The sequence below is a fragment of the Aestuariimicrobium sp. T2.26MG-19.2B genome, assembly GCF_950101875.1.
Taxonomy (GTDB): Bacteria; Actinomycetota; Actinomycetes; order Propionibacteriales; family Propionibacteriaceae; genus Aestuariimicrobium; species Aestuariimicrobium kwangyangense.
This window is the reverse complement of the sequence record NZ_CATNLW010000001.1, coordinates 147,398-166,973: the sequence shown is the minus strand read 5'-3', so window position 1 is coordinate 166,973 and position 19,576 is coordinate 147,398. Positions and strand designations below refer to the sequence as shown.

The 19,576-nt window shown below is 67.8% G+C and carries 18 protein-coding genes; 11 read left to right on the top strand and 7 right to left on the bottom strand.

Going from position 1 to position 19,576, the window contains the following annotated elements; translation table 11 throughout:
• The first annotated feature begins 48 nt into the window (after positions 1-48).
• Positions 49-3,114, top strand: a complete 3,066-nt coding sequence (gene uvrA / locus QQZ11_RS00795; protein ID WP_446698824.1) for an excinuclease ABC subunit UvrA — start codon at positions 49-51, stop codon at positions 3,112-3,114.
• Between the two features lie 93 nt (positions 3,115-3,207).
• Here the strand turns inward: uvrA and QQZ11_RS00790 are convergent, their stop codons facing one another.
• The 3 genes from QQZ11_RS00790 to QQZ11_RS00780 all read right to left on the bottom strand — a co-directional run bounded on the left by QQZ11_RS00790 (position 3,208) and on the right by QQZ11_RS00780 (position 4,865).
• A complete protein-coding gene (locus QQZ11_RS00790) occupies positions 3,208-3,681 on the bottom strand; it encodes a Rieske (2Fe-2S) protein (RefSeq protein WP_284548159.1) in 474 nt (157 codons plus the stop codon).
• Between the two features lie 64 nt (positions 3,682-3,745).
• Positions 3,746-4,492, bottom strand: a complete 747-nt coding sequence (locus tag QQZ11_RS00785; RefSeq protein ID WP_284548158.1) for a histidine phosphatase family protein — start codon at positions 4,490-4,492, stop codon at positions 3,746-3,748.
• Positions 4,493-4,544: 52 nt separating this feature from the next.
• Complete coding sequence (locus QQZ11_RS00780; RefSeq protein WP_022909776.1) at positions 4,545-4,865, bottom strand: putative quinol monooxygenase; 321 nt, start codon at positions 4,863-4,865, stop codon at positions 4,545-4,547.
• Positions 4,866-4,932: 67 nt separating this feature from the next.
• On the opposite strand from QQZ11_RS00780, the gene uvrC reads away from it, so the two are divergent.
• The 10 genes from uvrC (at position 4,933) to QQZ11_RS00730 (ending at position 14,984) form a co-directional block, all read left to right on the top strand.
• Positions 4,933-6,912, top strand: coding sequence for an excinuclease ABC subunit UvrC (uvrC, locus tag QQZ11_RS00775; protein WP_284548156.1), 1,980 nt, complete (start codon positions 4,933-4,935; stop codon positions 6,910-6,912).
• Between the two features lie 43 nt (positions 6,913-6,955).
• Positions 6,956-7,846 carry an RNase adapter RapZ gene (rapZ, locus tag QQZ11_RS00770; protein ID WP_284548154.1) on the top strand — a complete coding sequence of 297 codons (891 nt, stop codon included), beginning with the start codon at positions 6,956-6,958 and terminating at the stop codon, positions 7,844-7,846.
• Between the two features lie 2 nt (positions 7,847-7,848).
• Entirely contained in the window at positions 7,849-8,895 is a 1,047-nt protein-coding gene (locus QQZ11_RS00765; protein ID WP_022909779.1) for a gluconeogenesis factor YvcK family protein, read from the top strand.
• Positions 8,896-8,922: 27 nt separating this feature from the next.
• Positions 8,923-9,903, top strand: a complete 981-nt coding sequence (gene whiA / locus QQZ11_RS00760) for a DNA-binding protein WhiA (protein WP_022909780.1) — start codon at positions 8,923-8,925, stop codon at positions 9,901-9,903.
• A 219-nt stretch (positions 9,904-10,122) separates the two neighbouring features.
• Positions 10,123-11,127 carry a type I glyceraldehyde-3-phosphate dehydrogenase gene (gene gap / locus QQZ11_RS00755; protein WP_284548152.1) on the top strand — a complete coding sequence of 335 codons (1,005 nt, stop codon included), beginning with the start codon at positions 10,123-10,125 and terminating at the stop codon, positions 11,125-11,127.
• A gap of 114 nt (positions 11,128-11,241) precedes the next feature.
• Entirely contained in the window at positions 11,242-12,450 is a 1,209-nt protein-coding gene (locus QQZ11_RS00750) for a phosphoglycerate kinase (RefSeq protein ID WP_284548151.1), read from the top strand.
• Complete coding sequence (gene tpiA, locus QQZ11_RS00745; protein ID WP_284548150.1) at positions 12,450-13,232, top strand: triose-phosphate isomerase; 783 nt, start codon at positions 12,450-12,452, stop codon at positions 13,230-13,232. Before QQZ11_RS00750 ends, tpiA begins: the two co-directional genes overlap by 1 nt.
• Positions 13,233-13,437: 205 nt before the next feature.
• Positions 13,438-13,683: a preprotein translocase subunit SecG gene (secG, locus tag QQZ11_RS00740; protein WP_022909784.1), complete on the top strand. Its 246-nt coding sequence runs from the start codon at positions 13,438-13,440 to the stop codon at positions 13,681-13,683.
• Positions 13,684-13,807: 124 nt separating this feature from the next.
• Positions 13,808-14,164 (top strand): RNA polymerase-binding protein RbpA, encoded by a 357-nt coding sequence (locus QQZ11_RS00735; RefSeq protein ID WP_022909785.1) that lies wholly within the window; start codon positions 13,808-13,810, stop codon positions 14,162-14,164.
• A gap of 70 nt (positions 14,165-14,234) precedes the next feature.
• Complete coding sequence (locus tag QQZ11_RS00730; protein ID WP_284550117.1) at positions 14,235-14,984, top strand: class I SAM-dependent methyltransferase; 750 nt, start codon at positions 14,235-14,237, stop codon at positions 14,982-14,984.
• Positions 14,985-15,020: 36 nt separating this feature from the next.
• Here the strand turns inward: QQZ11_RS00730 and pgl are convergent, their stop codons facing one another.
• From pgl to tal, 4 genes are all read right to left on the bottom strand, one after another.
• Positions 15,021-15,749, bottom strand: coding sequence for a 6-phosphogluconolactonase (gene pgl / locus QQZ11_RS00725; protein ID WP_022909787.1), 729 nt, complete (start codon positions 15,747-15,749; stop codon positions 15,021-15,023).
• Positions 15,746-16,681: a glucose-6-phosphate dehydrogenase assembly protein OpcA gene (locus QQZ11_RS00720; protein ID WP_022909788.1), complete on the bottom strand. Its 936-nt coding sequence runs from the start codon at positions 16,679-16,681 to the stop codon at positions 15,746-15,748. The genes pgl and QQZ11_RS00720 overlap by 4 nt, the downstream gene beginning before the upstream one ends.
• A gap of 48 nt (positions 16,682-16,729) precedes the next feature.
• Entirely contained in the window at positions 16,730-18,259 is a 1,530-nt protein-coding gene (gene zwf, locus QQZ11_RS00715) for a glucose-6-phosphate dehydrogenase (RefSeq protein ID WP_284548149.1), read from the bottom strand.
• Between the two features lie 141 nt (positions 18,260-18,400).
• On the bottom strand, positions 18,401-19,510 hold the full coding sequence (gene tal, locus QQZ11_RS00710) for a transaldolase (protein ID WP_022909790.1): 1,110 nt from the start codon (positions 19,508-19,510) through the stop codon (positions 18,401-18,403).
• Positions 19,511-19,576: the final 66 nt, after the last annotated feature.

Below are 19,576 nucleotides of genomic sequence, written 5' to 3'. Positions count from 1 at the left end.
TCTAGGCTTCCCGATGTGAATGATCGCCTAGTCGTCCGCGGTGCCCGCATGCACAACCTGAGGAACGTGTCGCTCGACCTCCCGCGCGACTCCCTCATCGTGTTCACCGGGCTGTCGGGGTCGGGCAAGTCGTCTCTCGCCTTCGACACCATCTTCGCCGAGGGTCAACGCCGCTACGTCGAGAGCCTGTCGGCCTATGCCCGCCAGTTCCTGGGGCAGATGGACAAGCCCGACGTCGACTTCATCGAGGGTCTGTCCCCAGCGGTCTCAATCGATCAGAAGTCCACCAGTCGCAATCCGCGTTCGACCGTGGGCACCATCACCGAGGTGTCGGACTACCTGCGCCTGCTCTACGCCCGCATCGGCATCCCCCACTGCCCGGTCTGTGGCGAGGAGATCAGCCGGCAGAGCCCGCAGCAGATCGTGGACCGGCTCCTCAACCTGGACGAGGGCACCCGCCTGCAGGTGCTGGCACCCGCCGTGCGCGGACGCAAGGGCGAGCACGTGGAGTTGTTCAGGCAGTTCTCCACCCAGGGCTTCTCGAGGGTGCGCGTCGACGGCGAGATGCACCAGCTGACCAACCCCCCGGTCCTCGACAAGCAGAAGAAGCACGACATCGACGTGGTGGTCGACCGCATCGCGATCAAGGCCAGCGCCAAACAGCGCCTCACCGACTCGATCGAGACGGCGCTGGGGTTGGCGAACGGTGTGGTCGGCATCGACTTCGTCGACCGTTCACCCGACGACCCCGACCGTGAGCGGCGCTACTCCGAGAAGTTGGCCTGCCCCAACCAGCACGACATCAGCATCGAGGAACTCGAACCCCGTCAGTTCTCGTTCAACGGCCCGTGGGGTGCCTGCCCCACCTGCACCGGACTGGGCACGTCCATGGAGGTCGATCCCGAGCTGGTGGTACCCGACAGCAGCCTGAGCCTGGCCGGGGGAGCGATCGCGCCGTGGGCCAACCCCCAGGTCGCCGCGCACTTCGAGCACGTCTACGAATCCCTCGCGGAGAAGGAGGGTTTCTCGGTCACCACACCGTGGGAGGAGCTCCCGGCGCCCGCCCGGAAGGTACTGCTGCACGGCGTGGGCGACCCCGTGGTGGTCAGGTACAAGAACCGTTTCGGACGGGTGCGGTCCTTCACCCAGAAGTTCGAGGGGGTGCTCCACTACGTCAAGCGCAGGCACGCGGAGTCCGAGACCGACACCGCCCGCGAGCGTTGGGGCGAGTACATGCGCGAGATTCCCTGCTCCACCTGCGGTGGTGCCAGGTTGAAGCCGTCGAGCCTCGCGGTCACCGTGGGCGGACGCAACATCGCGCAGGTGAGTGAGCTCTCCATCGGTGAGGCCAGCGAGTTCCTCGCCGAGATCCGGTTGAGCGACCGTGACCGCCAGATCGCCGAGCGTGTGCTGAAGGAGATCCAGGAGCGGCTGAGGTTCCTGCTCGACGTCGGCCTGGACTACCTGACGTTGTCGCGTTCGTCGGGCTCCCTGTCCGGCGGCGAGGCTCAGCGCATTCGCCTCGCCACGCAGATCGGCTCCGGTCTGGTCGGGGTGCTCTACGTTCTCGACGAACCGTCGATCGGGTTGCACCAGCGCGACAACCGCCGGCTGATCGAGACCCTCGTGCGGCTGAGGGATCTGGGCAACACCTTGATCGTGGTGGAGCACGACGAGGACACCATCAGGGTTGCTGACTGGGCCGTCGACATCGGTCCCGGTGCCGGTGAGCACGGCGGCAAGGTCGTCCACTCCGGTACGGTGGCCGATCTGTTGAGCAACGAGGAGTCGCTGACCGGCGCCTACCTCTCGGGTCGCCGCGAGATCCCGCTGCCTGCCCAGCGACGTCCGCTCACGGGTCGCACCCTGGTCGTCAACGGCGCCACCCAGAACAACCTGCGCAACGTCACCGTCGAGTTCCCGCTGGGGCAACTGATCGCGGTCACCGGGGTCTCGGGCTCGGGCAAGTCGTCGTTGGTCAACGGCATCCTCTACAAGGCTCTGGCGCGCCGGATCTACGGGGCCAAGGCCGCGCCCGGTCGCCACAAGGGCATCACCGGTATGGATCAGCTCGACAAGGTCATCCACGTCGACCAGTCGCCCATCGGACGAACGCCACGCTCCAACCCGGCCACCTACACCGGTGTCTTCGACAAGATCCGCGGACTGTTCGCCCAGACCCCTGAGGCGAAGGTGCGTGGCTACCAGCAGGGTCGGTTCAGCTTCAACGTGAAGGGTGGACGCTGCGAGAACTGCATGGGCGACGGCACCATCAAGATCGAGATGAACTTCCTCCCCGACGTCTACGTCCCCTGCGAGGTCTGCCACGGTGCGCGGTACAACCGCGAGACCCTGGAGGTGCACTACAAGGGGAAGACCATCGCGGAGGTGCTCGACCTGCCCATCGAGGAGGCCGCCGACTTCTTCGAGGCGATCCCGGCCATCTCCAGGCACCTCAAGACCCTCGTGGAGGTCGGTCTGGGCTATGTGCGGCTCGGTCAGCCTGCCACCACGTTGTCCGGAGGTGAGGCGCAGCGCGTGAAGTTGTCGGCGGAGCTGCAGAAGCGGTCGACCGGCCGCACGCTCTACGTGCTGGACGAGCCCACCACGGGCCTGCACTTCGAGGACATCCGCAAGCTGCTGGGTGTGCTCGGCAAGCTGGTGGACGGAGGCAACACGGTGCTCGTGATCGAGCACAACCTCGACGTCATCAAGACAGCCGACTGGCTGATCGACATGGGTCCCCAGGGCGGGTCCCGTGGCGGGGAGGTCGTGGTCGAGGGGACCCCCGAGACGGTCGCCCAGCACGAGACCTCGGCGACCGGTGAGTTCCTGCGGGAGATCCTGCACGGCCGCCACGTGCCGGTGGGGGACGCGGAACCAACGCTCATCGACGCGGAACCACCGACGGCCAAGACGGCGCGGAAGACTGCGGGTCGCAAGAGTTCGAGCCGCGGCACCAGCAAGCAGCCGGCCCCCGCGAAGGCAGCCGCCACCAAGCCAGCCGCCACGAAGGGCACGGCAGCGAGGTCCTCAGGCAGCAAGGTCTCCGCGGGCTCCGGCGGGGCTGCATCCCGGACCTCTGGTCGGGGAGGCTCAGCAGCAGCGAGCTGACCCGTCGGGACGACAGTCAGTCCGGCCCAGTCCGTTCGGATCGGTCCCGTTCAGCCCCGTTCCGTTCAGCCCAGTTCGGTTCAGCCAGTCCGTTCAGCCCAGTGTGATCTGGTCGCCGTTGTCGGTGAATGGCTCGCTTGCGAGTGGCTGTGTCGCAGGGCCTCGTACGACGGAGCCATCGGTGATGGAGAACCTCGAACCGTGGCAGTTGCACGCGATCTGCCCGCCTTCGACGGCGGTGACGGGGCAGCCCTGATGGGTGCAGATCGAGGTGAACGCCTTGAAGTCCCCCCGAGTCGGTTGGGTGACGACGATCTGGGCATCGGTGAGGATGACCCCGCCGCCGACCGGAATGCTCGACTTGGGGATGTTCTTGCCACCCTGGACCGTGCCCCCCGAACTGGTGGCCAGCGACTTGGTGGGCTCACTGGACGCCCGCGTGGGGCGACCCGAGGCGTCGGTGGAGGAGGCACCCGGGGTCGGGGCGGCGGTGTCGGTGCCGCACGCGGCAAGACCGCACGCGGTACAGGTGGCTGCGGCGACCAGTCCGCGTCGTGTCAGTTCCATCCGAGCCTCCGGGTTCGTGCGCTGCGGTGCGGGTGCCATCACGCTACACACCCGCCGAAACTGCTCAGCCGCTGAACGCGGGAGGGAATCGGTGGTGGGTCCGTGAGACCTGGTGCTCGAGTCCGGCGAGGTGGTCGATCCGGTTGATCCAGTCCACCTCGACCTGCTCGTCGCCGACGAGTTCGAGCAGGCTCACGGAGGTGTTGTCGAGACGGAACCAGAGGGGTAGGTGGGCGGCATCCGCGGCAGGGTCCTGGGCCAGCTCCCGCACGGGTTCGGGGTGCAACAGCGCACTCATCAGCACCGAGCCGATCGCGCCGTGGATCACGAGGGCCACGCATGACTCGTCCATCGCGCGCAGCCAGTCGACGAGGGCCAGGGCGCGCTGGCAGACCTGCTGCGCCGACTCCACCTCGGCCCGGTACCACCCGTCCTCGTCCACTCCCGGCGGCAGCACGACGTCATGGGCGAGGCCGCTCAGCACCGACCCGGGTGACCCCGCGCCTGCCACCCTGTCGAGGTAGGCACCCTCGAAGACACCGCCGCTCTCGAACAGGTCGCGATGGGGTTCCACGGGTACCCCCAAGGCATGCGCCAACGGTGCCGCCGTCTCGATGGTGCGCCTCATCAGAGACGTGTGGATGCGCTCCGGGCGCGGGCCGTGGTCGACGATCCACCTGCCGACGGCCTCCGCCTGTCGTCTGCCCAGGTCGGTGAGAGCAGGGTCGGCCACGCGGCCGTCCTCCCCCAGAGAGGCCTCCATGGCGACATTGTTGGCGGACTGTCCGTGACGAATGATGAGGAGCTGCACGAACCCAGCCTAGGAGTTCACGGCCCTCGCTCGCCGCGCCGGGTCGGGCAGCTCAGTCCACCTGGAGCTCACCCATCGGGCCCCAGCCCGAGCCCTCGACCTGGCGGCTGATGATGCGGGGAGTGCTGGCGAGTGCCGGGCGCATGTCGTCCATGGCCTGCTTGAAGTGCTCGGAGTTGACGTGCGGAGCTGCGCCGTCGTCGGTGAATCCCTCCACCAACACGAACGTGTCAGGCTCCTCGGCGCTGCGACTCCACTCGAAGAACAGGTTGCCGGGCTCACGTCGGGTGGCCCGGGTGAACGAGTCGACCCGGTCGAGCCAGTCATCGCTGTGCTCGGGCTTGACGGTGAACTTCACCACGATCAGATACACGACAGCTCCTGGTTCGTCCGGCCGGCAGGGCATCAGCCCTGTCAGAGGGTGCTCCTAGACTCCCATCATGGCCGACCCCTCGACGTACCGCCCCGCACCGGGCAGCATCCCCACCGATCCAGGGGTCTATCGGTTCTCGGATGCGAACGGCATCGTCATCTATGTCGGCAAGGCCAAGAACCTTCGCCAGCGCCTGAACTCCTACTTTGCCGACCCGGCCGGGCTGCACTTCCGCACCCAGACCATGGTTCGGACGGCGGCGAAGGTGGAGTGGACCGTCGTCCGCAACGAACTCGAGTCCCTGCAACTCGAGTACACGTGGATCAAGCAGTTCGACCCACGGTTCAACGTCAAGTACCGCGACGACAAGTCCTATCCCTGGCTGTGCATCACTTGGTCCGAGGAGTTCCCGCGCGTCTTCGTGGGACGAGGCGCCAAGCGCCCCGGCTACCGGTACTTCGGTCCATTCGGACAGGCCTGGGCCATCCGCGACACCGTCGACTCCCTGTTGCGGGTGTTCCCGATGCGCTCCTGCTCGTCGGGCACCTTCAAGTCGGCCGCTGCCAGTGGACGACCCTGCCTGCTGGGGTACATCGGCAAGTGCTCGGCCCCCTGCGTGGGCAAGATCTCGGCCGAGGACCATCGCGAGATCGTCGGCGACTTCGCTGCCTTCATGAACGGCCAGTCCGCGGCCCTGATCCGCAAGTTGGAGCGGGAGATGAGCCGGGCGGCGGAGCGACAGGAGTACGAGCATGCCGCCGTCGTCCGAGATTCGCTGACCGCGCTGCGCCTGGCGACCGAGAAGAACGCCATCGTGCTGTCGGACGGTGCCGACTGCGACGTGATCAACCTGGCCGTCGACCCGCTCGAGGTGGCCGCCCAGATCTTCCACGTGCGCGCCGGCCGCGTCCGCGGCGAGCGTGGCTGGGTGGCTGACCGACCCGACGACGGGGACCTCCCCGACCTGGTGGAGTCGCTGCTGCTGCAGCTCTACGCGGGGGCCAGTGATGCCTCGGACGACACCTCGTCCATCCCACGCGAGATCCTGGTGCCGCACCTGCCCACCTCCGGGTCGGCGATGGCCGAACTGCTCAGCGAGGTGCGGGGTGCCCGGGTGGCGGTACGGGTGCCCCAACGTGGTGACAAGGTCGCCCTGCTCGACACGGTCGGTCGCAATGCGGCCGAATCCCTGGCCCAGCACAAGATGAAACGCGCCTCCGACCTGTCCACCCGCAACCGGGCCCTGGAGGAGGTGCAGCGCGCCCTGATGCTGCCCGACCCACCGCTGCGGATCGAGTGCTACGACATCTCGCACACCCAGGGCTCCGAGGTGGTGGGCTCCATGGTTGTCTTCGAGGACGGTCTGCCCCGCAAGAGTGAGTACCGCAGGTTCGTGATCCGATCGTTCGAGGGATCCAACGACGTGGCGGCCATGCACGAGGTGCTGACCCGGCGGTTCCGTCGACTGCTCGAGGACAGGGAGGCGATCAGGGCCGCCAGTGAGGCCAGCGCGGGGGAGGAGGCAGCACTGCTCATCGATCCCACCACCGGGGCGCCCCGCAAGTTCGCCTACGCACCGGCGCTGGTCGTGGTCGACGGTGGCGAGCCCCAGGTCAATGCCGCGCAACAGGTCTTCGACGAGCTCGGCATCACCGACATCGCCCTGGTCGGCCTCGCCAAGCGACTCGAGGAGGTGTGGCTGCCCGGCGACGACATGCCCGTCATCCTGCCTCGCACCAGCGAGGGTCTGTACCTGCTGCAGCGGCTGCGCGACGAGGCGCACCGCTTCGCCATCACCCACCATCGGGGTCGCCGCAGTGCGGCCATGGTCGACTCGGTCCTCGACCACGTCCCGGGGCTGGGCGAGACCCGCCGGAAGGCCCTGATCAAGCACTTCGGGTCGCTGAAGAAGCTACGCACCGCCGACGAGGAGCAGATCGCCCAGGTGCCGGGATTCGGCCCCACCCTGGCCGCTGCGGTCAAGCAGGCGCTGGCGGCCGACCAACCCGGCGAGGCGATCAACATGGCCACGGGGGAGGTGCTGTGAGCGCGGCTGCCGCCGTCGGGTCGCCGACTGGCAGGATGGGCCCGTGAGTCAGTCGCAGTCGCCAAGGTCGTCGTCCGCCACGAAGTCGCGTGTGGTCGTGATCACTGGTCTGTCGGGGGCGGGTCGTCGCACCGCGGCACACGCGATGGAGGACCTCGGCTGGTACGTGGTCGACAACCTGCCGCCGTCGATGGTGCCCAGCCTGGTCGGCTTTGCCCGGCAGCAGGCCCTCACCAAGGTCTGTGTGGTGCTCGACGTGCGCTCGCCCCGACTGGTCGAGCAGTTGCCGCAGATGTTCGCGGCCCTGGCCGACGCCGGGATCGACCACGAAGTGTTGTTCCTGGAGGCCACCGACGACGTGATCGTCAAGCGGCAGGAGTCCTCCCGTCGGCCGTTGCCGCTGCAGGGTGACGGACGACTGCTGGACGCGATCGCCAGTGAACGCAGCATGCTGTCGGCGGTGCGGGCTAGCGCGGGCCTGGTCATCGACACCGGACGGCTCACGGTTCACCAGTTGGCCTCCCGGGTCGCGCACGCCTACGGCGGTGACTCCTCGGCCATGGTCCGCATCGCCGTGATGTCGTTCGGCTTCAAGAACGGCCTCCCCATCGACGCCGACCTCGTCTTCGACGTGCGGTTCCTCCCGAATCCCCACTGGGTACCCGAACTGCGTCCGAAGACCGGCCTCTCCCAGGAGGTGTCGAGTTATGTGCTCTCCCAGCCCGGAGCCGCGGAATTCCTCGACCAGACCGAGGCCCTGCTGGTCACGATGGCCCCCGGGTACGTGCGTGAGGGCAAGCGTCAGTGCACGGTCGCAATCGGCTGCACGGGCGGCAAACACCGGTCGACGGCCATCTCTGAGGCCCTCGGTGCGCGGCTCACCGCTCGCGGGTTCAGGGTCAACGTCACCCACCGAGATCTGGGGCTGGAATGACCATGGGCCGCTCACCCGGTCGCTCCCACGCCGCCGGGCCGACCCACGGGACCGGCCCCCACGTGGCCGGGCTGAGGACGACCGCGGCGGCGCACGGCTCCGGGCTGCACAGCAGCGTTCCGGCGGTGACCGCCCTGGGTGGTGGCCACGGACTGTCTGCCACCCTGTCGGCGCTGAGGCGCGTGACCGATCGGGTCACGGCGGTCGTCACCGTTGCAGACGACGGGGGTTCGTCCGGGCGGCTGCGCGAGGAACTCGACTGCCTGCCGCCCGGTGACCTGAGGATGGCGCTCGCTGCCCTGTGTGGGGACTCGCACGATGGGCGCCTCTGGGCCGACGTGCTGCAGTCACGCTTCGGCGGTTCGGGTGCGCTCGCGGGTCACGCCATCGGCAACCTGCTGATCGCCGGCATCTGGCAACGCCTCGACGACCCGGTGTCGGGCCTCGACATGGTCGGGGAACTGCTCAACATCCGGGGGCGGGTCCTGCCGATGTCGCTGGTGCCGCTGTCGATCGAGGCCGATGTCATCGGGCTCGACCCCATGCGACCCGACGAGATGTGCACGCTGGCGGGCCAGGCGACCGTGGCCAAGACCCGTGCCGAGGTCCAGGCGGTCCGCCTGGTTCCGGAGAACCCCCCGGCCTGTCCCGAGGCGGTCGAGGCGGTGCTGGCCAGCGACCACGTGGTGCTCGGACCCGGGTCGTGGTTCACCTCCCTGATCCCGCACCTGCTGGTGCCCGACCTGGCCCGGGCCATCCAGGAGACCCGGGCCCAGAAGATCCTGGTCATGAACGTCACGTCCGCCGACGAGACCGACGGCTTCTCGGCCTCGCGTCACATCGAGTTGCTCGCCGAACACGCGCCCCAGCTGCGCTTCGACGTGGTGGTGGTGGACGAGACGTTCGGCAGCGCCGACGCCAACCTCGAGTCGTATGCGGCCTCACTGGGGGCCAGGGTCGAGATCGCCGACGTCGCCATGCGCGACGGCACCGCCCGTCACGACCCTTTGCGCCTGGCCTCGGTGATGAGCCAGCTGATGGGCGTCTGAGCACGCGGGTGTGCCAGACTCGGCACCATGGCAATGACCGCACAGCTGAAGTCCGAACTGGCGACGATTCCAGCGGCCAAGCCGTGCTGTCGTCGCGCAGAGGTGGCTTCCATGCTGCGCTTCGGGGGTGGTCTCCACCTGGTGGCGGGCAAGCTCGTGATCGAGTGCGAGTTCGACACCGGAGCCGCCGCCCGACGGCTGCGGACTGCCATCGCCGAGATCTTCGGCCTCACCAGCGAACTGTTGGTGATCAACGGTTCGGGCATCAGGCGGGGAACCCGCTACATGGTGCGCCTGGTGCAGGACGGGGAGGCACTCGCACGCCAGACCGGCATGATCGACGCCAAGCGTCGTCCCGTGCGAGGACTGCCTGCCTCGGTCGTCGGCTCCGGCATGTGCTGCCAGGTCGCGGTGTGGCGGGGCGCCTTCCTCGCCCACGGGTCGTTGACCGAGCCGGGACGATCGATGAGTCTCGAGATCACCTGCCCGGGCAGCGAGGCCGCGCTCGCGCTGGTCGGGGCCGCCCGACGGCTGGGCATCAGCGCCAAGGCCCGCGAGGTGCGCAACATCGATCGGGTCGTGATCCGCGACGGTGACCAGATCGCCGCCCTGCTCGCGCGAATGGGCGCCCACGACACCCTGCTCACCTGGGAGGACCGCCGGGTGCGGCGCGAGGTGAGGGCCTCGGCCACCCGGCTCGCGAACTTCGACGACGCGAATCTCCGACGGTCCGTGCACGCTGCCGTCACCGCCAGCGCCCGGGTCGAGCGAGCCCTCGAGATCCTCGGCGACCAGGTGCCCGAACACCTGCTGATGGCGGGCCGGCTGAGGTTGGAGCACCGCAACGCGAGCTTGGAGGAGCTGGGTCAGGCGCATGAGCCGCCGCTCACCAAGGACGCCATCGCCGGCCGGATCCGCCGACTGCTGTCGACCGCCGACAAGGTGGCCCAGGAACGGGGCGTCCCGGGCACCGAGGTGCACCTCTCGGCCGACCTGCTCGACGGCTGACCGGATCCAGGCCCGAGTTCCCCGAGCGTCTCGTGCCGCCCCCGCGGCGGGTTCCCGCCGGTGGGGGCGGCTGTCCACGATGCAGTCAAGCGAACCCCGCCCGGACAGGCTGCGGCGGCATTCGTTAGGCTGTCAGGGTCGGAACAAGACACCGCAGCGGGCCGGGGTGCCTACCTCGATTCGTCGCCCGCCTGAGCATCTCGAAGGAGATCACGAGACATGACCGTCAAGGTTGGTATCAACGGCTTCGGCCGCATTGGCCGCAACTTCTACCGCGCGCTGCTCGCTCAGGGCGCCGATCTCGAGGTGGTGGCCGTCAACGACCTCACCGACAACAAGACTCTCGCGCACCTGCTGAAGTACGACTCGATCCTGGGTCGTTTCGAGGGCGACGTCACCTACGACGAGGACTCGATCACCGCCAACGGCAAGACCATCAAGGTCTTCGAGGAGCGCGACCCCGCGAACCTTCCCTGGGGTGACCTGAGAGTCGACATCGTCGTGGAGTCGACCGGTATCTTCACCGACGCCACCAAGGCTCAGGCCCACATCAACGGTGGAGCCAAGAAGGTGCTGATCTCGGCCCCCGCCAAGAACGAGGACATCACCATCGTGATGGGCGTCAACGACGGTCTGTACGACCCCGCCCAGCACAACATCATCTCGAACGCCTCGTGCACCACCAACTGCCTGGCCCCCATGGCCAAGGCGTTGAACGACTCGATCGGCATCGTCAAGGGCCTGATGACCACGATCCACGCCTACACCCAGGACCAGAACCTGCAGGATGGTCCCCACAAGGACCTGCGTCGCTCGCGTGCCGCCGCCCTCAACATGGTGCCCACCACCACTGGTGCCGCCAAGGCCGTGGCCCTGGTGCTTCCGGAGCTGAAGGGCAAGTTGGACGGCTACGCCATGCGCGTCCCGACCCCCACCGGTTCGGCCACTGACCTGACCTTCGAGGCCGGCAAGGAGACCACCGTCGAGGAGGTCAACGCCGCCGTCAAGGCCGCCGCCGAGGGCGCTCTCAAGGGCTACCTGGTCTACACCGAGGACGAGATCGTCTCGAAGGACATCGAGACCGATCCGGCCTCCTGCATCTTCGATGCCGGGCTGACCAAGGTCATCGGCAACCAGGTGAAGGTCGTCGGCTGGTACGACAACGAGTGGGGTTACTCCAACCGTCTCGTCGACCTGACCGAGCTGGTCGCCTCGAAGCTCTGAGCCTGACCGGTTCACACCCGTCTTTCGGGGGAACGAGGGGGTGGGGGACTGCCCCCACCCCCTCGTTCTCGTTCCACCTCACACTCAGCCCACAACCACCGCGAGAGGAATCCCGTGAAGTCCATCAAGGAGCTCGGAGACCTGTCCGGCAAGCGCGTCGTGATCCGTTGCGATTTCAACGTGCCGCTGGACGGCTCCACCATCACCGACGACGGCCGCATCCGTGCCGCCCTGCCCACCCTCACCGAGCTGCGTGAGGCCGGCGCCAAGGTCATCGTGCTGGCCCACCTGGGTCGTCCCAAGGGGCAGGTCAACCCCAAGTACTCCCTCGCGCCCGTGGCAGCCCGCTTGGGCGAACTGTTGGGCACCGAGGTCAAGCTGGCCGAGGATGTCGTGGGTGAGTCCGCCTCGTCCGTGGTCGCAGCCCTCTCCGACGGAGACGTTGCCCTGCTCGAGAACGTTCGCTACGAACCGGCCGAGGAGTCCAAGGACGAGTCTGAGCGCGCCGCCCTCGCCGCCCGTTACGCCGCCCTCGGCGACGTCTTCGTCTCCGACGGCTTCGGTGTCGTGCACCGCAAGCAGGCCTCGGTCTACGACGTGGCGAAGTTGCTCCCCGCCGGCGCTGGCCACCTGGTCGCCAAGGAGGTGGAGGTGCTCGCTCGCCTCACCCAGGACCCCGAGCGTCCGTTCGTGGTCGTGCTCGGCGGCGCCAAGGTGGCCGACAAGCTTGCCGTCATCGACAATCTGCTGAAGGTCGCCGACACCCTGGTGATCGGCGGGGGGATGCTGTTCACCTTCCTCAAGGCACAGGGCCACGAGGTGGGCGCCTCGCTGGTCGACGACGCGAACCTGGAGACCTGCAAGGGCTACCTCGAGCAGGCCAAGGCGGCAGGCAAGACCATCCTGCTGCCCACCGACGTGCGCGTGGCAGACGGGGCCGACTTCGAGAACCGAACCGTCAAGGGTGAGGTCGAGGTCGTGGCCACCGACGCGATCCCCGCCGGCAAGATGGGTCTCGACATCGGTCCCGACTCCGAGAAGGCCTTCGCGGAGGCCATCAAGGGGGCCCGCACGGTCTTCTGGAACGGCCCCATGGGCGTGTTCGAGATCGAGGAGTTCGCCGGCGGCACCAAGGCCGTCGCGCAAGCCCTCACCGAGGTCGAAGGACTGTCGGTCGTCGGCGGTGGCGACTCCGCCGCAGCCGTGCGTGACCTCGGTTTCGCCGATGACGACTTCGGTCACATCTCCACGGGTGGCGGCGCCTCCCTGGAGTACCTCGAGGGCAAGGAGCTCCCGGGTCTTTCTGTCCTTGAGGAGAACTGATGGCACGCAAGCCGATCCTGGCCGGCAACTGGAAGATGAACCTGAACCACGTCGAGGCGGTGGGCCTGGTTCAGAAGCTGGCCTGGACCCTGGCCGACAAGAAGTGGGAGGCCGATCAGTCAGAGGCCGTCGTGATCGTCCCGTTCACCGATTTGCGAACGGTGCAGACCCTCATCGAGGGCGACCGGCTCCCGATCGTCTTCGGTGCGCAGGACGTCTCCGCCCATGACAAGGGCGCCTACACCGGTGAGGTCTCGGCCTCGATGCTGGCGAAGCTGGGGTGCACCTACGTGGTGATCGGCCACTCGGAGCGTCGCCAGTACCACGCCGAGAGCGATGAGCTGATCAACGCGAAGGCCAAGCAGGTGCTCGCCAACTCCATGACGCCGATCATCTGCGTCGGCGAGGGGCTCGACATCCGCAAGCAGGGCCAGCAGGTGCCCCACACCCTCGCCCAGGTGGACGGCGCGCTCAAGGACCTCTCGGCCGAGCAGGTCGCTGGCCTCGTGATCGCCTACGAGCCCGTGTGGGCCATCGGCACCGGCGAGGTGGCCACCCCCGAGGACGCCCAGGAGGTGTGCGGGGCGATCCGTGCCCGGGTGGCGGAACTGTACGACCAGCCCACGGCGGATGCCGTCCGCATCCAGTACGGCGGTTCGGTGAAGGCCAGCAACGTCGTCGAGATCATGGCTCAGCCTGATGTCGACGGTGCTCTGGTGGGAGGCGCGAGCCTCGACCCCGAGGAGTTCGCCGGGATCGTCCGGTTCCAGCAGCTCGCCTGAGCCGACCTCGCGTCGACCACCGTCAGTCCCTCCGACCGACGAACAGACGGCCCGTCCCAGCAATGGGGCGGGCCGTTTTGGTGTGCCCGGTCGGGCCGTTGTGGGGCGCCGCTGAGCACGCCTGCGACCCCCGAGGTCCGGGGGCCTGCCGAATGTGGTTTTGGTGGAGGGGTGGGTTATCCTGAGCGACGTGATTGTCCCGCTCATGACCTGGCCTGTGATGACCCTTTCGATCATTCTGGTCGTGGTCAGCGTGATTCTTGCGCTGTCAGTCCTGCTGCACAAGGGGCGCGGTGGCGGCATGTCCGACCTGTTCGGTGGTGGCATGTCCACCTCGATGGGAGGGACCTCCGTCGCGGAACGCAACCTTGACCGCATCACCATCGTGCTGGGGTTGGTCTGGCTGGCCTGCATCATCGGCCTCCTGGTGCTCTACAAGTACCAGTCCTGACAGCAGCCCAATGCCCGCCGGGTGCGCGGGCCTCGGGGCGATCTCACCAAGATCTCCCGGGACATGCCCTCGCAGCACGCGAGGCAGGCATCCGGATCACCGAACACAACCAAGGAGTCACACAGTGGTGGGTGGCAGCGCCATCAGAGGCAGCCGAGTCGGCGCCGGACCGATGGGAGAGGCAGAGCGCGGGGATTCCGCACCGCGACTGCACGTTTCATACTTCTGTGCCAACGGGCACGAGACGCGTCCGGCCTTCGCGGCCGACGCAGCCATCCCGGCTGAGTGGGACTGTCCGCGTTGCGGGCTGCCGGCGAACCTCGATTCCGAGAACCCGCCGCCACCGCCGAAGATCCAGCCGTACAAGACTCACCTCGCGTACGTGAAGGAGCGTCGCAGCGACGCGGAGGCGGCAGCCATCCTGGCCGAGGCCCTCGACCTGCTGCGCACCCGCCGCGCCAACGGCGAGATCATCTACTGACCCCCGTTCGATCCTGAGTCGTAATTCAGGTGCCTGCCCTGCTCGCGTGGGGCAGGCTGGGGGCGTGAAGATGCCCCGACGAACCAGCAACGAGATCTGGAATCGTGCCGCCGCCCAGAGCTATGACAGCCCCGGCGAAGGCATGTTCGACGAGCAGGTGCTCGACCGGACGACGGCCCGACTGCAGGAACTCGCCGACGGCGGCCCCGCACTCGAGTTCGCCGTCGGCACCGGCCGGGTGGCCATCCCCCTGCAGCGACGTGGGGTGAGTGTCAGTGGCATCGAGTGGTCGCCCGACATGGTCGATCGACTGCGCGAGAAGGTCGACGAGGCCACGCTGCCTGTCACCCTCGGCGACATGTCGACCACTCGCGTCGACGGTGCGGGCGAGTTCGGTCTGGTCTACCTCGTCTACAACACCATCGCCAACCTGCTCACCCAGGAGGGCCAGGTCGAGTGCTTCCGCAACGCGGCCCGGCACCTTCGTCCCGGTGGTCGATTCGTCATCGAACTGTGGGTACCCCGTCCGCAGTCCACGCACGGTGCGGTCGCCGCAGAAGTGTTCACCGTCGAGGACGGCTACCTGGGTGTCGACGTGATGGATCCGGTCACCCAGCAGTTGGTGAGTCACCACGTACGCTTCGACGATGACGGAACCGCCACGGTCGGCTTCAGCCCTCACCGGTACGTCTGGCCGAGCGAACTCGACCTGATGGCGCGGTTGGCCGGTCTCGAACTCGAGACCAGGCACGCGGACTGGGAGGGAACCCCGTTCTCCCACGACTCGCGCGGTCACGTCAGCGTCTACCGCAAGCCCTGACCACGGCCCAGCGGGCCTTCGTCATCCGAAGGTCTGTCAGAGCAGGCAGTTGAAGCGGGGGAGCAGCGCCGCCGCCTCCGCATCGAGGAACAGCAGCGTCTCCTCGGTGCCGTGCACCCGGGCGGCGGGCAGGAACCAGTCGCCCGACAAGGCCTTGGCCACCGCGTCGGCCTTCTCCTCGCCGGTGACCACCATCCAGATCGCCTTCGACCGGTTGAGGGCATTGATGGTCAGCGAGATCCGCTCGGCCGGCGGCTTGGGGGCGTCGGTCACCCCGATCACCGTCGCGGTGGTCGGGTCGAAGCTGGGATGGTCGGGGAAGATCGAGGCCACGTGCCCGTCGGGTCCCATACCCAGCAAGCAGATGTCGAACACCGTGTCGCCCAACTCCTGGGCGTAGGCGTAGGCGGCGTCGCCCGGATCGGCGCGTCCGTCCTTGCCCGGCATGGGATGGATCTGCGCCGCCGGCACGTGCAGTGTGCGCGCCAGGATCGACAGCGACTGCAGCGCGTTGCGGTCGGGGTCGGTCAGGCCGACGAACCGCTCGTCCCCCCACCACAGGTGCAGGGCCGTCGGGTCGATGCCCGAGTCCGCGAACTGGTCGGCGAGCGACTCGTACATGCGGTTGGCGACTCGACCGCCGGTCAGACACAGGTCGGCCCGGCCCTGGGTGTCCTGCAGGTCGCGAAGGCGTCCCAGCAAGGTACCCGCCGCCCCGTCCGCCAGTTCGTCGGGGGTGTGGTACCGGACGACCCGGGTGCTCACGCCCTCGCCTTCTTCGGCTTCGTCCGGTCAGGGTTGTCCCAGCGCTTCACCAAGGTGGCTGCCGCCGCCTCGAAGATGTCGTCGGCGTCCAGGCGGCGCAGTTCCTCCGAGATCAGTTCGGTGAGCGAACGTCGCTTGAGTGCCACCTTGCGACGCGGCTGGCCGGGCACCTCGTAGGTGGCCAGCAGCCCGTCCGTGCGGATGATGGCGATGTCACCCGCGGCCGTGGTCAGCCTCACCGCCGTGATGCCCGGCCCGTCGTTGGTGGTGCGGACGACCGGTACGTGCAGGCGACTCTCGAGCCACGACGCCAACAGTTCGGCCGGGGCGTTGTCGCGGTCGGCCTCGACCTTGGCCGACGAGATCCGTGCCGGGTACTGGTCCAGCGCTGCCGCCAGCAGGGCTCGCCAGACGGTCAGCCGGGTCCAGGTCAGGTCGGTGTCGCCGATGGCGTGGTGCTCGGCCCGCAGGCGCAGTGCCTGCAGCGAGTGGGTGACCCCGCTGGCGTCGGTGATGCGCCGCTTGGCGAGTCGGCCGATCGGGTCGTCGGCGGGGTCGACCGGTGACTCGTTCGGCCACCACGCCACGACAGGCGAGTCGGGCAGCAGCAGGGGCAGCACGACGGAGTCGGCGTGCTCGGCGACCTCACCGCCCATCCGCAGCGTGATCACGTCCCCGGGGGCGTCCTCGCCGAAGTGGATGTCGGCGTCGAGCTTGCTCGTGCGTCCGGTTCCCTTCACCACCAGGATGATGCGCGAGGGATGCTCCCGTCCGGCCTGCAGGGCGGCCTCGAGGGCCTCCTCGTAACGGCGGGCCGACACCATCACGACGAGGGTGAACACCAGCCCCGAGGCGGTGCCGCTGCTGCGCCGGGCCTTGCGGATGGTCGAACTGATGGCCCCGGCATTGGTGTGGTTCAGATGGATGATCACGGTGTCTTCCTTGAGTCTTGGTGGCGAGCGCTGCTGGAGGGCTGACTCTCAGGGCCTGCGCCAGACGAAACCGTCGCGGGCGAGCATGTCGATCCCGCTCTGGGGTCCCCAGGTGCCGGACTCGTACTGGTCGACCGGGCCACCCAACTCGGCCCAGCGGTTCAGGATGGGATCGAGGATCTGCCAGCTGAGCTCGACCTCTTCGTGCTGCGGGAACAGTGGGGGCTCGCCCAGCAGCACGTCGAGGATGAGCCGCTCGTAGGCCTCCGGCGACGACTCCGTGAAGGAACCGCCATAGTTGAAGTCCATCGACACCTCGCGGATCTCCATCTGGGTCGACGGCACCTTGGCGCCGAAGCGCATGGTGATGCCCTCGTCGGGCTGGATCCGCATCACCAGGGCGTTGATGCCCAGTTCCTCGGTGTCGGTCGAGGTGAACGGCAGATGCGGGGCCCGCTTGAAGTTCAGGGCGATCTCGGTGACCCGGCGCGGCATCCGCTTGGCCGAGCGCAGGTAGAACGGCACACCGGCCCAGCGGCGGTTGTCGATGTCGACGCGGATGGCGGCGTAGGTCTCGGTGAACGAGTCGGGCTTGATGCCGTCCTCCTCGAGGAACCCCTTGACCTTCTCGCCACCCTGCCAGCCGGTGGAGTACTGCCCGCGGGCGGTGTGGGCGTCGATGTCGACGGGGGGCCGGGCTGCACCCAGTACCTTTTGCTTCTCGGTGCGCAGTTGCGCAGCCTCGAAGCTGGTTGGCTCCTCCATCGCGGTCAGGGCCATCAACTGCATCAGGTGGTTCTGGATGACGTCACGGGCTGCACCGATGCCGTCGTAGTAGCCGGCCCGCCCACCGATGCCGATGTCCTCGGCCATGGTGATCTGCACGTGGCTGACGTAGTTGTTGTTCCAGATCGGCTCGAACATCTGGTTGGCGAATCGGAAGGCCAACAGGTTCTGCACCGTCTCCTTGCCCAGGTAGTGGTCGATCCGGAAGACCGACTCCGGGGGGAACACGGTGCTGACGATGTCGTTGAGTTCGCGGGCCGATCGGAGGTCGTGGCCGAAGGGCTTCTCGATGACCACGCGCCGCCATCCCTGACCCTTCTCGTCGGCCATGCCGTGGCGTCGGAGTTGCCCCACCACGTCGTCGAAGAAGGACGGGGGGATGGACAGGTAGAAGGCGTGGTTGCCACCCGTGCCCCGTTGCTCGTCGAGTTCCTGGATGGTCTCCTTGAGCGTCTCGAAGGCCTGGTCGTCGGAGAACTCACCGGGAACGAAGCGAATCCCCTCGAGCAGTTGCTGCCAGACCTCCTCGCGGAAGGGGGTGCGGGCGTGCTCCTTGACGGAGTCGTGCACCTCCTTGGCGAAGTCCTGGTCGGCCCAGTCGCGGCGGGCGAAGCCGACGAGCCCGAAGCCCGGGGGCAACAGCCCGCGGTTGGCGAGGTCGTAGACCGCGGGCATCAGCTTCTTGCGCGACAGGTCACCGGTGACACCGAAGATCACCAGGACGCTGGGTCCGGCGATCCTGGGGAGTCGGCGATCCTGCGGGTCGCGAAGCGGGTTGACGTGCTCGGTCACGGGTGGTGCTCCCTCAGGTGGGTGAACAGGGGGTGGGATGAACAGGAGGTCTGTGGAACCGGAGTTCGGTGGGATGGGGGACCGGTTCCCACTGTCTGGTGGGCAGCGGACGGCTGCCCGAGACGATGGGGTGTGGGTGGGTCAGGCCTCGTCGAGGGTCTTCTGCACGGAGGCGACCAGTTCGTCCCAGGAAGCGCTGAACTTCTGCACACCCTCACGCTCGAGGGTCGCGAAGACGTCTTCCATGTCGAGACCCACGCCTGCTGCCCGGCGCAGGGTCTCCTCGGCCTCGCCGTAGTGGGGGACGACCGTGTCACCGGCGACTCGTCCGTGGTCGGCGAAGGCCTGCAGGGTCTTCTCGGGCATCGTGTTGACGACTCCGGAAGTGACCAGGTGGCTGACGTAGAAGGTGTCGTCGAGGTCGGGATTCTTCACGCCTGTCGAGGCCCACAGGGGGCGCTGGACATGGGCTCCCTGGTCGGCGAGGGCATGCCATCTCTGCGAGGTGAACGCCTGGGCGTAGAGATGGTGCGCCACGCGGGTGTTGGCCACGGCCACCGTGCTGAGCAGGGCGGACGCCTCGTCGGTTCCCAGCGCCTTCAATCGCTTGTCGACCTCGGAGTCGATGCGGCTGACGAACACCGACGCGACGGAGTGGATGGTCGACAGGTCGAGACCGGCCGCGGCCGCCTTCTCGAGGCCCGCCAGGTAGGCCTCGATGACCTGCTGGTAACGCTCGGCGGAGAAGATCAGCGTGACATTGACGCTGATCCCGGCGGCGATGGTCTCGGTGATGGCAGGCAGGCCCTCGAGGGTTGCGGGAATCTTGATGAGGACGTTGTCGCGATTGACCAGGTCGTGCAGTTCCGCGGCCTGCTTGATGGTCCCTCCGGTGTCATGGGCCAGCCCGGGTTCCACCTCGATCGAGACCCGACCGTCATACCCGTCGGTGCTGGTGTAGAGGTCGGCGAAAAGGTCACTCGCGGTGCGTACGTCAGTGGTGGTGAGCTCACGGATGGCGTGGGCGACGTCGGCGCCCTCCCGTCGGAGTTGGCCCACCTGCTCGGCGTAGGCCTCGCCGTCGGCCAGCGCGGCGGCGAAGATGGTCGGGTTGGTGGTCACGCCCACCACGTTGCGCGTCGCGACCAGTTCGGCGAGGTTGCCCGACTGCAGCCGCTCCCGGGACAAGTCGTCCAGCCAGATGCTGACGCCCGCGTCAGACAGGGCTTGGGTGTTCGGATTCTGCGACATCACATTCTCCTGGTGAATCACTGGTTGATACTTCAAGCAACTTCGCGGCGTGCTGTTCTGTTCCCT